This is a genomic window from Pedobacter sp. GSP4, assembly GCF_051857575.1.
Classification (GTDB): Bacteria; Bacteroidota; Bacteroidia; order Sphingobacteriales; family Sphingobacteriaceae; genus Pedobacter.
This window is the reverse complement of the sequence record NZ_JBPZIR010000003.1, coordinates 82,250-95,262: the sequence shown is the minus strand read 5'-3', so window position 1 is coordinate 95,262 and position 13,013 is coordinate 82,250. Positions and strand designations below refer to the sequence as shown.

Annotated in this window: 14 protein-coding genes; 1 reads left to right on the top strand and 13 read right to left on the bottom strand. The window is 39.6% G+C overall.

Annotated features, from left to right (window positions below; all coding sequences use genetic code 11):
* Positions 1-106: 106 nt before the first annotated feature.
* Entirely contained in the window at positions 107-2,722 is a 2,616-nt protein-coding gene (gene cphA / locus ACS5PU_RS07585) for a cyanophycin synthetase (RefSeq protein ID WP_439458682.1), read from the top strand.
* Between the two features lie 160 nt (positions 2,723-2,882).
* Here the strand turns inward: cphA and ACS5PU_RS07580 are convergent, their stop codons facing one another.
* The 13 genes from ACS5PU_RS07580 to ACS5PU_RS07520 form a co-directional block, all read right to left on the bottom strand.
* The gene (locus ACS5PU_RS07580) at positions 2,883-3,338 is read right to left on the bottom strand and encodes a PA2169 family four-helix-bundle protein (RefSeq protein WP_439458681.1); all 456 of its coding nucleotides are present in this window, start codon (positions 3,336-3,338) and stop codon (positions 2,883-2,885) included.
* A 98-nt stretch (positions 3,339-3,436) separates the two neighbouring features.
* Entirely contained in the window at positions 3,437-4,354 is a 918-nt protein-coding gene (locus ACS5PU_RS07575) for a glycosyltransferase family 2 protein (protein WP_439459302.1), read from the bottom strand.
* Positions 4,355-4,460: 106 nt separating this feature from the next.
* The gene (locus tag ACS5PU_RS07570) at positions 4,461-4,871 is read right to left on the bottom strand and encodes a GxxExxY protein (RefSeq protein ID WP_439458680.1); all 411 of its coding nucleotides are present in this window, start codon (positions 4,869-4,871) and stop codon (positions 4,461-4,463) included.
* A gap of 122 nt (positions 4,872-4,993) precedes the next feature.
* Entirely contained in the window at positions 4,994-5,755 is a 762-nt protein-coding gene (locus ACS5PU_RS07565; RefSeq protein WP_439458679.1) for a class I SAM-dependent methyltransferase, read from the bottom strand.
* Positions 5,756-5,777: 22 nt separating this feature from the next.
* Positions 5,778-6,425 (bottom strand): FkbM family methyltransferase, encoded by a 648-nt coding sequence (locus tag ACS5PU_RS07560; protein ID WP_439458678.1) that lies wholly within the window; start codon positions 6,423-6,425, stop codon positions 5,778-5,780.
* Positions 6,422-7,741: a flippase gene (locus ACS5PU_RS07555; RefSeq protein ID WP_439458677.1), complete on the bottom strand. Its 1,320-nt coding sequence runs from the start codon at positions 7,739-7,741 to the stop codon at positions 6,422-6,424. Before ACS5PU_RS07555 ends, ACS5PU_RS07560 begins: the two co-directional genes overlap by 4 nt.
* Before the next feature lie 108 nt (positions 7,742-7,849).
* Positions 7,850-8,476, bottom strand: coding sequence for a hypothetical protein (locus tag ACS5PU_RS07550; protein WP_439458676.1), 627 nt, complete (start codon positions 8,474-8,476; stop codon positions 7,850-7,852).
* Between the two features lie 41 nt (positions 8,477-8,517).
* Positions 8,518-9,036, bottom strand: a complete 519-nt coding sequence (locus ACS5PU_RS07545; protein WP_439458675.1) for a DinB family protein — start codon at positions 9,034-9,036, stop codon at positions 8,518-8,520.
* Positions 9,037-9,054: 18 nt separating this feature from the next.
* On the bottom strand, positions 9,055-9,759 hold the full coding sequence (locus ACS5PU_RS07540) for a DUF4476 domain-containing protein (protein WP_439458674.1): 705 nt from the start codon (positions 9,757-9,759) through the stop codon (positions 9,055-9,057).
* Between the two features lie 88 nt (positions 9,760-9,847).
* Positions 9,848-10,537: a YjjG family noncanonical pyrimidine nucleotidase gene (locus ACS5PU_RS07535; RefSeq protein WP_439458673.1), complete on the bottom strand. Its 690-nt coding sequence runs from the start codon at positions 10,535-10,537 to the stop codon at positions 9,848-9,850.
* A 41-nt stretch (positions 10,538-10,578) separates the two neighbouring features.
* Entirely contained in the window at positions 10,579-10,896 is a 318-nt protein-coding gene (locus ACS5PU_RS07530) for a low molecular weight protein tyrosine phosphatase family protein (protein ID WP_439458672.1), read from the bottom strand.
* Positions 10,897-10,913: 17 nt separating this feature from the next.
* Entirely contained in the window at positions 10,914-11,558 is a 645-nt protein-coding gene (gene upp, locus ACS5PU_RS07525) for a uracil phosphoribosyltransferase (protein WP_439458671.1), read from the bottom strand.
* Between the two features lie 94 nt (positions 11,559-11,652).
* Entirely contained in the window at positions 11,653-12,921 is a 1,269-nt protein-coding gene (locus ACS5PU_RS07520) for a DUF7033 domain-containing protein (protein WP_439458670.1), read from the bottom strand.
* Positions 12,922-13,013 lie beyond the last annotated feature (92 nt).

The window sequence follows — 13,013 nt, the reverse complement described above, 5'->3', positions numbered from 1 at the left end:
CTCGAAATAAATGCATAATTTACAGTCAGAAATTTTATTCCTTAAATAGAATAGAAAGAGGCCATCCCAAAACCTTGTTTAACATTAAAAGCGAGCAAAACATTACATGAAGATATCAAACATACAAGTATTAAGAGGGCCAAATATATGGTCTATCAGTCGAAAGAAATTAATCCAGATGCGACTGGATTTAGAAGATCTGGAGCAAAAACCAACAAACGTAATAGAAGGATTTAGTGAGCGCATAGAAAAACTGTTGCCGAGCATGTTCACCCACCGTTGTTCTAAAGGAGTTGAAGGCGGTTTTTTTACCAGGGTTAAGGAAGGAACCTGGATGGGGCATGTAATTGAACACATTGCTTTAGAGATACAAACGCTTGCGGGCATGGAAACCGGCTTTGGCAGAACACGCCAAACCAAAACTGAGGGCATTTATAATGTGGTATTCAGTTATCTGGAAGAAAAAGTTGGCGTTTATGCCGCAGAGGCTGCCGTTAAAATTGCCGAGGCGCTTATCAATAATGAGGAATATGATTTAGAGCACGATATCCGTAGGATGAAAGAGATTAGGGAGCTCGAAGCCCTAGGGCCCAGCACAGCTTCTATTGTAGAAGAGGCGGTTAGCCGGAGCATTCCCTGGATCAGGCTGAACAAAAGCTCTTTGGTACAGTTGGGCTACGGTAAAAACCAGGTCCGTTTTAGGGCCACCATGACCGAGAAAACCAGTAGCATTGCTGTTGATATCGCCAGTAATAAGGAAGAAACCAAGCGTTTACTTACCGAGGCCGCTATTCCGGTAGCTTCGGGCGTAACCATTTCAAATCCTGATGATCTGGAGGCTTCTGTTAAAAAAGTTGGTTTCCCATTGGTGTTTAAACCTTTGGATGGTAACCACGGTAAAGGTGCTACCATTAACGTAAAAACCATGGAAGCAGCGGTGGCGGCTTTCGAATATGCCAAAACCTACTCTAGAAAGGTAATTATCGAGAAATTTATTACGGGATATGATTTTCGCGTGCTGGTAATTGACCATAAGGTAATTGCAGCCGCGCAACGAGATCCGGCACATATAAGGGGAAATGGCATCAATACTATTCAGGAGTTAATCGATAAAGAAAATGAAGATCCGCGCCGTGGTTATGGACACGAAAATGTGTTAACCGAAATTGCGGTTGATCGGGATACTTTAGATTTATTGGCGAAAAAGGAATACACTTTAGAAACCATTCCGGAAAAGGGAGAAATTGTTTACCTAAAATCTACAGCTAATTTAAGTACAGGCGGAACATCGATTGATGTAACGGATATTGTCCATCCACAGAATATTTTTATCTGTGAGCGGATTTCGCGGGTTATTGGTCTGGATATCTGTGGCATTGATATTATGGCGCAAAACCTAACACAGCCCCTTACCGAAAACGGTGGTGTTGTTTTAGAGGTTAATGCTGCGCCGGGTTTTAGGATGCACCTTGCACCTAGTGAAGGTTTGCCAAGAAATGTTGCGGCATCAGTTATCGATATGCTGTACCCGCAGGGGAAATTATCGCAGATCCCAATTATTGCCGTAACCGGAACCAACGGAAAAACCACTACCACTAGGTTAATTGCCCACATTATAAGAAGCAACGGTAAACGTGTTGGTTTTACCACCAGTGATGGTGTGTATGTACACAATACCATGCTGATGAAAGGCGATACTACAGGGCCAATTAGTGCGGAGTTTATTTTAAAAGACCCAACAGTAGAGTTTGCCGTACTTGAAACGGCACGCGGTGGAATTTTAAGGGCTGGATTAGGGTTTAATGCCTGCGATATTGGCGTGGTAACCAACATACAGGAAGATCACCTGGGCATATCAGACATTCATAACCTTGATGATTTGACCCGTGTAAAGGCCGTGGTAATTGGTGCGGTACGCCGCAAAGGCTGGGCAGTGTTAAATGCCGACAATGGCTACTGTGTGCGTATTGCTAAGGATGCCCGTTGCAACGTTGCTTATTTTAGTATGGATGAGAATAATCCGGTAATTAAAGAGCATTGCAGAAAAGGCGGTATTGCCGCCATTTACGAAAACGGGTACATTACCATTAAAACCGGCGATTGGAAGTTGAGGGTTGATAAGGCTACCCATATTCCTTTAACTTTTGGTGGTTCGGTAAACTTTATGATCCAGAATGTGCTTGCCGCAACTTTAGCAACCTATTTGTGGGGCTATAAACCAGAAGATATCCGTTTATCGTTAGAAACTTTTATCCCTTCTGCGGCACATACGCCTGGTAGGATGAATATTTTCAGGTTTAAGGATTTTAAAGTTCTGGTAGATTTTGCACACAATCCTGATGGATTTAACGGTGTAAAAGGTTTCTTGCAGGGCGTAGAAGCTACAGAGCATGTGGGCATTATTTCGGCAACAGGCGATAGAAGGGATGAGGATATTATTGAAACCGCCCGCATTTCGGCGCAGATGTTTGATAAGATTTATGTTTGCCAGGAGAAATACCTTCGCGGTAGGCAGCAGGAAGAACTTGTTGACCTTTTGGTAAAAGGAATTAAAGAAGTTGATCCAGATAAAGAAATCATTATCAACAATAAAAGTACTGAATGCTTGAAAATTGCTATTGAAACAGCGAAAAAAGGATCGTACTTGACTATTTTAAGCAATACGATTGATAATACGATTCAAAGGGTTACCGAGCATTTGGACCGGGAACTGGAAGCTTAATTAAATCCGTCACCTTAAATTGTAGCGTATCGGAAAGCTTTTAAGTATAAAGTTATCTTAAAGATATATAGATGCTGAAACAAGTTCAGGATGACGAAATGTACAAAAAAACTCCTTTGGTTATAACCGAAGGAGTTTTTCGTTTTTATATTTCACTCAATTATGCCTGAGCATCGCGCAATCTTTTAATTTCATCGTGTGATGTTCTTAATGATGCTTTTTGATCAGAAACTAATTCTCTGATATTTGCTGGAAGATCTTCTTCTTCTAATGCCATTTTGTAGGCGTTCTGGGCTGCATCTTCTCCAAATTCACAATTGTTTAAAACCGTTTTACGGTCGTGGCCGGTAAATAAACCTTTAACATCCATCCAGGCTCTGTAAATTTTGCCGGAGTTGGTAGTGCCGGTTTCAATATCTTCGCCAAGGGCAGCAATTTCGGTAGCCAAAGCCATTTTATATTTCTGGCTTTCTCCTATCATATTCAGAAATAATGTTTTTAAATCACTGTCTCCATCTTGTAATTCCTTGCGGGCTTTTTCATAACCTTCAATACGGTCGTTATTAATTTGAACCAGGTCGTTTAATACCTCTGTTGTTGCTGTTGTAGTTTTCATGTCTTTACTTTTATAGTTTCGATGTATAAAAGCAACATGGGGAATTGAAAAAAGGTTTGTCATTTTTTTTAATTACCCACAACAAAAAGCTATATGCTTTATTTTTTAGAGAAATACTGGGCTAATTTTTCTTTAACAAAACGCCTAACCCGGGTTACCATGTTGCCTTTTCTTTTGGCCAAAAAGCTTTTAATGGCCTTATAGGCATCAGCATCTTCGGCAATTACAGTAGGAAACTGCGTAATGGGCTTTGGGTTGATAATTACATTATAAATATCGTTTATTCCCGAATGTACCCCTGTTCCATCGTGGCCAATGTTATTAACGAGCGATCGAGCGGGATTAAGTGTTAGGCCGCCTTTCAAAAAAATAGAGGCATACCACCTGATGGCCCAGCTGTTGTTTTTGCCTTTTTTAAATTCCTGCATCTGTTTCCAGAAATTCATTTTATTATCGATAGAAAATGCTGCCCGCTTCTTTTTGTCGAACTGTTTCATGAGCACATTAACATCGGGCTCAAAATTTTTCCATGCACGGCCCCAGGTTGCCCAGCCCCAGCTGGTGGCTGCCCGGTAAAAGAACGATTGTGTAAGGCTTTCCGGGTTTAAAGGATACATGTATGCGCCGATATGCATTACCTTTTCTTCATCGCGGTACTGGTTTAATGCTTCGTTAAAATAGGTTAGTGTATGTGGCGAGGTAACCAGGTCATCTTCAAAAACAATTACCTGATCGTAATCGGCAATGAGCTGCGTTACACCTGCAATAACGGAATTGGCCAATCCGGCATTTTCTTTTTTCTCGATTACCTTAACAGATTTAAAGCCTTTGGTTTTATTGATAATCTTTCTTACAGCGGCAACTTTTTCTTCCTCCTGTGCCGTTTTTGCACCATCAGAAAAAATGTACAAATGGCTTTCGCCAGCCAATTCGTTCTGCTGTAAAAAGTTTAATGTCCGCTCGGTATGCTGCGGCCGGTTGTATACGAAAAGCGCTATGGGAGCAAGTTTTTGCATGTTTGTTTTTACCATTAAAGGAATATCAGGTTTAAATATGTTACCTAATACTATATTTTTACCATATAAGGCAAATAAGTTCCATTTAAGTTATAAGTTGGCAATATTAAGAAATTGATTCATAAATTTCATTAACATATGTTTTCTGCCCCTCAGTAAATATGTGTGAGCAATTGAAATTGATGATTAATCCAATAGGTACGCGCAGTAACTTCATATAAGTTAAAAGCTGGGCCGCATGAATTGGAGATACATTTTCTACCGACTTTAGCTCAACGACTAATGAATCTTCAATTAGTAAATCGCACCTTAAATTTGAGTCAATTACCAGTCCCTTATAATTTACAGGGACTATAAGTTCAGACTTAAAACTAATATTTCTTAGGTTAAGCTCATGTATCATGCATTTATGGTAAGTGCTTTCCAGCAATCCTGGCCCTAATGCCTTGTGTACTTCAATTGCAGCTCCGTTTATCTTATAAACTAGGTCTTTTAAATAATTTTTAGTTAATAACATTCCTTTATAAATTAATAGTTAATCGGGGATGATTTTTAACTGTAATTATTGTGCACTTAACAAGAATAATAAGCTTACATTTTCTTATTATGTCTTATATGGTTAAATATACGTGTATGATCCTAAAATATATGGAGGTTATGATCCGATTTTTTGGTTAATACGGTATAGGCATTGGCAAACTGTTCTTGCTTTTTTCTGCCAAAAAAATTGCCCAGTGTTTTTTTAATGCGGTACTCCAGCTCTATTTTTAAGTTTTTTGTAAATGTTTTTGGTGCTTTTCTATTAATAAATTCATTGAACTTAACCGTTTCAGGAGCCGTCATCGACACTTTATCTTCCAGTATTTCGAGTCCTTCGCTTTGCAATAAAAACCTTAAAGATGTAGGCGTATACATATTGATGTGCCCATAATCCAAAAAGTGTTTCATCCGTTGGTCTACCCCAAAACGGTAATCTTTAGGTACTTCTACCACGATATATTTGGCCACACGTTTCAGTTCACGGATCAGAATCCGTTCGTGCTCTACATGTTCTAAAACGTGTGCAAGGATAATCAGGTCAAAAGCATCATCTTCATATGGGATTTTATACCCATCGAATGTTTGCGCTTCCTTCAGATTTGATAAATTACGGTCATTGATGATATCGACACCACTTTGTGCAATTTCAAGCGCATAAAGTTCGGGAGCAAAATGCCAATCGTTTAAGAAATGTAAGATACTGCCATCTCCTGCTCCAACCTCCAAAACTTTTTTGGGTTTAATGCCTTTGCAAACATCAACAATATTCTGTGCTTTGTATTTCGCACCCAGCATACGCCAGGCCACATCACTATTGGTATAAAAATTATCGTAGGCTGTTTTAACTTCTTCGCTAAGCATAAGTTCTGATTGATATGGAAGATTAGATGCCTAAACAATTATCCTGCCTATAAAAAACAGATGTTGCTTTTTCGTAGAATAGACCTGGTGAAATTCCACTGAAGCTGATTTCTTTGAAACCCTGTTCTTTTAATAAAACACGGGCCGGGCTATAAACCTCACGTTCACTGTCATCTAAAACCAGTACCCCATTTGCCGAAAGCGCCTGGCTACTGTATTTGCAGCAGTTTACTCGGTCGCGGCCATCAACAATAATGATATCGAACTTTTTATGGAGCATACTTGCTTTTTTGGCATATTCGCCATCTTTTTCCAGTTGGCAGAATATCAGCTCTGCATTGGCCGGACTGGTGTTCTTCACCATATCGAACCAGCCTTTATCGTGTTCAACAGAAGTTACCGAACCCGCCCTTTCGGCATAAAAAATAGTAGAACTGCCAGATCCATATTCAAAAATATGCTGCGTTTTATTGATCCGCTCTTTAATAAAGTCGATAAACGAATAGGTTACCCAGGGCAGAGCTTTTCCGTTTCCATCTACAGCCTGTTTTTTATCAAAAGCCGTAAACCAGCCAATGCTGTTCAGGTAGCCTTTATGTCCGTATGATAATAATGCCTTAAGCCTGCTTGGCTTGGCAATTAATGTGGTTAATGCTTTAAGAGTACTCAACGTTTAAATATTTTTTGAAATGCTGTGACCAAAAATAATGATTTTAACATCATTATCCCCTGTTGCCTGGTTTTAGGGATTAATAAAATATAAAATGCAGAACTGGCACAAGCTATCAAGGTTGCAATTGATGCGCCAATGCCGGCATATAATGGTATTAACCAAAGGTTTAAAAGGATGTTTATTAGTGCTCCAAAAGCAGTACGGTAAAAGGAAACCTTTGTAAATCCCTCTGCTAATAAGTATTGGGAACTTGCACTTCCTAAAAATACAAAAACACCAGACCAAATGTGGATTGGTAATATGTGCTCCGCGCCTGCAAAGCGGTTATTGTATATTGTATGGATAATGAAGGTTGAAGCAAAAGTAACAATGACCGCAATAGGTAAACTTATTGCAATTAGTAAGTCGTATAAATTCTGTAACCGTTTAATGTACCGTTCGTGATCAGTTTTTCGGGCATTTATTAAGGCGGGGAAAACTGATGTCACAATAGCAACAGGAATAAAATACCAGGCTTCGCTTATTTTTGCAACTGCGCTGTAAATTCCCACAGCACTACTACCTTCTGGTTTTAACATCACCTGATCTATTTTCATGTAAATAGATACCATAACAGCTGATAATATTAAAGGGGCCGATTGTTTCAAAAGTGATTTTGCACGCTCTTTCTTAAAATGCAGGTCAAATAGATTAAATCCTTTATTTTGATATAGTAAAATAAGGCCAAATGCCAGAATAAAACCATCAAACACCAAGGCCCATGCAAACCAGATTACTGGCATATGTAGAACAACAAGTAATATTTTAGCAAGCGCCGAAACAATTACGCATATGTTTTGAACATGTACTACATACTTAGATTGTACCTGTGATTGAAAGTATGAGTCGATTACGTTAAATGATTTAAAGAATGCAGCAAAGGATAACAATGCTACAACATAGGTTAGTGGCTCACCTGGATTATTAGAAAATTTATGGAATATTAGATATAAACCAATTGAAATTGGGATCAGTAACAGGTTAACACTTAGCCTTAATAATAATGAAGTGCCTAAAATTTCATTTTTTTTAGTAGGATCATTTAATATTTCTCTAATAATAAATGTATCCAAACCTAAGGCTCCAATAGCTGCTGCAATTGCCGTAAATGCATCAGCAAAGCTTAAATCGCCAAAGGAAATTGGCCCAAGGAATCTGGCAACGACAAAGCCAACAATCATGCTCAGTATCTTACCAAACATCACCCACCCTGTATTTTTTAAATACTTGTTAAATGCTTCTTCGTCAAAACCTTTTATGGCGGGTAATTTCATTAACGCAAAGATGTAAAAAAATGTGCGTTAAGCATGGTATTGAAAATGCTAAAAATGTTTAGGCCTTTTATTTACTGTTTAAATAGCTATTCCACTTAAATGGAGGCGTTAATTGCCCTCGCTTTTTGATTCTACGCTTTTAGTTTCAGGGGTTTTGACTTCGGTATTTGGAACCGGAATTACGGCGGCTGGCTGCACCGGCTTACTGTTTAATGGCGCACCAACTGCAATGTCGCACCTGTGGTTGGGCTGGCCGTGCGGTGGGTTTAACCCTTTGCCAACTTTTACTGCCGCAACCTGGGTAACTGTGGGCTGGCTAGAAGTAGCCTGCATCACCTGCACCGGTTTTGAATCTAGTGGAGCGCCGATAGCGATGTCGCACCTATGTCCGGGTTCGCCATGTTTAGGATTTAGTTTTTTACCGGATGTATTTACCACTGTTGCCTCTGGCGCTGCAGATACCGGCTGCTGGTTAACATTTGGCTGAGGCCTTGCCGCTGCGGTTTGATGCAGTGGTGCGCCAACGGCTAATGCGCAGGTATGCCCAGGCTCGCCATGTGGTGGGTTAAAAATAAGATTACTTTTGGTGCTTTGGGCGGGCGCAGCTACGGCATTGCTTTTTTGTAGCCCCTGTAGCCCAGTTGGAGTTGCTATAACTGCCTGACTGGCTTCTTTCTTTTCGCTATTGCAGGCGCAAAGTACTATTAAGATGAATAGATAAAAAGCGTTTTTCATGAGATGGGATTAAGCGTTTACCCAAATATGGTGAAATTAATTTACGCCTGAAAACTCTTTTCTATTCTTTCGAGCTGTTTTAAGTGGTGTTTTAAATGGATTTCGATAAACCTTAACCATTGTTTGGCGTTTAAATAGCCCAATCTTGGATGTTTTGTTTTGCAATTGGCATTTGCAGTTGATAAGAGTGGATAATTATCATCCAGTGCTTTTTCAAATTCCAGTATAAAATCCAAAGCCTCTGTGCGGCTAATTTTTTTTACACGATCGGCCAGTCTTTTGGGTACCTGGTATTTTTTTGCTGGGGGCAGGGTACCCAAAAGCAAAATTAATTTTACAACAAAATGGGTCGACTTATCTTCGCCTTTGCCCTGTGCCGCACGTTCTAAGGCAATTAACGAAAGCAAACTCGAATCGAAAATATGGGTATATACTTCGCTATAGCTCCAACCGGCAATGGGTGGGGTTGTTTGGAAAACATCATCGTGGTAAGCCGATAGTTTTGATTTATAGGCATCGACAATTTTGTGTATCGATGCCTTTATTTTTGCAGCCGTCATTTAATAAAGATAAGCGAATTATCCTTTAGCAATGAAATCCAAAAAATCATCTTTGCTTGATGAGAACTTAAATACATCTGTAAGTATAGTATAGTTTTGTGGATCTACGGTTTTAGCATAAAGATGTTTGGCCATTTCTAACCGTTGGTCATCAAAAGAAAACTCTTTTAGCAGGTACTTTACCTGTTCGGTACTAAAGGTTGCATTTTTGCTTGTTGCTTTGATCAACCTCGATCTGTTATCGTCGAACCTTTCTTTTTTGTACAGGCTAAAAAACTGATAGAAGGCTTCGGGCGACATTATGGTATAATTGGAAACTTGTCCTCTGCCTGGTCTTGGTATAATGCCGCCATTGTAAGACTCTTCGTAGCCATAAAAATCGTTCAGTGCGTATTGGTTATTGCGGAACAGACTAAGTTGTTTAATAATTTCAAGCCTGCCATTGTTGTAGCCCAAAATTAGCCGCTCCTGCGCATTTACATTGATGCGTTCTTTTAACAGGGTCTTATCGCCCTGCATAATAGACAGCTGTGGTTTAGCATTATGTACATCGTAAAAACGGAACCTGCCAGTGGCAGAACCAACAAGTTCATCGTCTAAATATACGCTGTACTTGCCCGGTAGGCCAATCTGCAGAAATACTTCGGCATTGCTGCGGTTGTTTTGAGCGAAACTTAGGCTGGCAAAAAGCATTGCCAGACCTAAAAAGATAGTTTTTTTCATTCGTCTTTAAGGTTTAATTAAGGTTTCATTTGTGTGTGGTTCAGCTAATGCCAAACCAATGCCAAAACCAAACAAAAAAGGAGTAGGATTAAAAAAGTTTCATCAATTCTTCCAGGTGGTTAATTTCCTGCTTAACATCTTCGGGCTTTTCCTTTTGCAATGGATTAAAGAAGATGGCTTCCATACCAAAATTTAGCGCGCCATAAATATCGGCTTCAAGGCTATCGCCTATCATAATGCTTTCGGCTTTATCGGCCTTTGCCTTATCTAAGGCGTATTCGAAAATAATGGGATTGGGTTTGTTAACGCCAACATCTTCGGAGATAATTACATTTTCGAAATAAGGGTTCAGTTTGGATAGGTTCATTTTGGTTAAGGTAGTTTCCTTAAACCCATTTGAAATGATATGAAGTGTATATTTCTGCTGAAGGTAACTTAAAACCTGTTCGGCACCTTCAAACAAATTGGTTTTGGTAGGCGAAATGTTTACATAATCGTCTTCAAACTGTTGCGGTACAGCATCGGGATGGATACCCAACTGGATAAATGTTTTGCTAAACCGCTCTGAACGCAAAAAATCTTTGGTAATTTTTCCCAAATGATAATCGGCCCACAACGAATGGTTGTTTGCGGTATAGGTACTGATAAAATCTGAACAGGATGTAAGGCCCAGTTCTGCTAATTTATAAGTTTGGTAAAGCTCATTTAAAGTTTCTTCGGCATTGCGGTCAAAATCCCAAATGGTATGGTCAAGATCGAAGAAGATGTGTTTTTTCATGGGTGATGATTTTTGCAAAGGTAGTGCTAATGCTTGTCGAATTATAAATATTCGTGCACTTTAGCATTAAACTCGGCAATCAGTTCTTCATCCATATATTGGTAATCGTCGGGGATATTCAAAACGATGATCTCTTTTTCGGTTGCTTCTGCTGCGAAACGTTCATTAATTCGTTGTTTGTGCTTTTTCTCCATTACAAAAATCAGATCGGCCCAGATAATCAGTTTGGCATTGATTTTAACCCTGGCCGATGCTGCGGTGCCGGCCGATCTAACCTGGTGGTAGGGATGGTTTTTGTATAGGGTTTCAGCAGTGGCACTGCGCCATTGATTTCGGCTACATACAAATAAGATAATCATGCTGTAAGAATCCGGAACTAAACTTTAGCGCCATAAGCAAGGTCTCCGGCATCGCCAAGACCGGGAACAATGTACGATTTGCTGGTCATTTCTTCATCGATAGCGCCCAACCAAAGTTTTGCTTTGGGTAAATTGGCCCTTACATGCGCAACGCCTTCGGTGCTTGCTATGGCCGCTACAATATGAAGTTCGCTAATTTTATAACGGTTAATCAGCTCTTTGCAGCACATTACCATGCTCTGGCCTGTGGCCAGCATGGGGTCGGCCATAATCAATACTTTTCCTTCTAAATCGGGTGTAGAGATGTAATCCATCTGGATTACAAAATCGCCGCTCTTTTTCACTTTGCGGTAGGCCGAAATAAAACAGCATTCTGCTTGATCGAAAATATTAAGCAAACCTTGCTGAAGCGGTAGTCCGGCGCGGAGTATGGTGGCCAGAACAGGTTGTTCTGCTAATACATCGCATTGCGAAAGGCCCAGTGGTGTTGTAATCTCCTGAACGGTATATTGAAGTGTTTTACTGATCTCGTAGGCAAAAAATTCGCCAAGCCGCTCCATGTTTTTGCGGAAACGCATCGAATCCTTCTGGATATTTTCATCCCGGAGTTCGGCCAAAAAGGTGTTGGCAATGGATTTGGTTTTACTCAGATCAAAAATCATAATACGCTTTTTTCAGTGCCCTGCATAAAATTCGACGACGGCAGGTTTACTGCTTAAATTTAACAATTTAATCGGGATAAGGTAAATTAAAAAATCAATTGCCGGTGTATTTAACCATTTCGGCAAAAAGTGATTTCGTTTTTTTGTATTTGGGATTGTCGGAGAGGCTTTTTAGTCGCCAGCTGCTGTAAAATGTGCCATTTACCATCTTTACCGAATCGATATATTGGTGTAAAACTTTTACTGCTGCTTCGCTCGTTAAATATTGTAATATATAATCTGTAATACAGTAAGAATTAACAGTTAAGGGGGTAACTTTTTCCAATTGCAGGTCGTACCAGTTAAAAGGTGTGCAGGTACCCGCTCTAAAACCCAGAACATTGCTGTAGCCCATAGAATAATCGGAAGTAATGCCCGAGCTAAGCAAGTTTAAGTAACATATCGGGAATTTTAACTCGTCCAGCTGTTGACTGGTTAATGAAACCTGGTTAGGGTGGATTTTTTTGAGTTTAACCAAGCTATCCTTAATGGTGTTCTTTTTTAATTGATCGCCTGCACAGGGCCTTAACAAACCTATGGATTGATTGGCAAGTGTTTTCGAAACCCCATTTACCCTAATATAATCCATGGGAACATCAGGGAAATCGACAAAATAAAGAGGATGGTTCTTTTTATGGGCAAACATTTGTTGTACCTCACCAAGCACCTGCTCATTATTGATTCCTATTCCCGTGATCCTATCAAATTTAGTGCTGATAAAGTTGTTTTCCTTCTTAAAAATGGCACTGAAAATAAACTTGGTCCTGTTTAGCAAACCCTCTGGTAAATTGGGCGGGATGTTGAAATTAATGGTAGGCTGGTGCTGAAATTTTTTCTCATGAAATTTAAAATCAGGGTATTTTTTCCTGATCATACTTTTGATAATCAGTGCCCACTCATCAATAACCGGCCTATCCAATATTTTCCATTTGTGCTGATAGCTTTTGGAGGGCTTAAAATCATCGGCTGATTTTTTTTGGTGCAGATACTCCTCGTAACGGCTTAAAATGAAAAAAGAAGCTGCAAAAACATCAAAAGGCAATGCAGAGCCTTCAACAGCGAATGGAACCTTGTAATCTCCAAATGAAACGGTTTTGAGCGCCGGTTCTTCCAGTTTATTGGAAAAGAGTAAGGGTGTTTGCTTAAAAAAAAGCTCTTCACCCAATGGTTTGTCCCCATAACTGATTTTGGCCTGTGTGCTTTGTAGAAAATACTGGCTGTTGCCCGTAAATTCTATCTCTGCTTTGAGGATATCCTTAAAAAGAAAACTGAAAATGTACTTAATCCGAGGCGTTAATAGGTTAGAGAAGATGATTAGATGCATAACTTATTTTAACAACGCGGTTTTAAAAAAAGATTACAAGAAATATTTCTCAGCTATATTAACTTCAATAATATGGCTATTAAAATTAACGG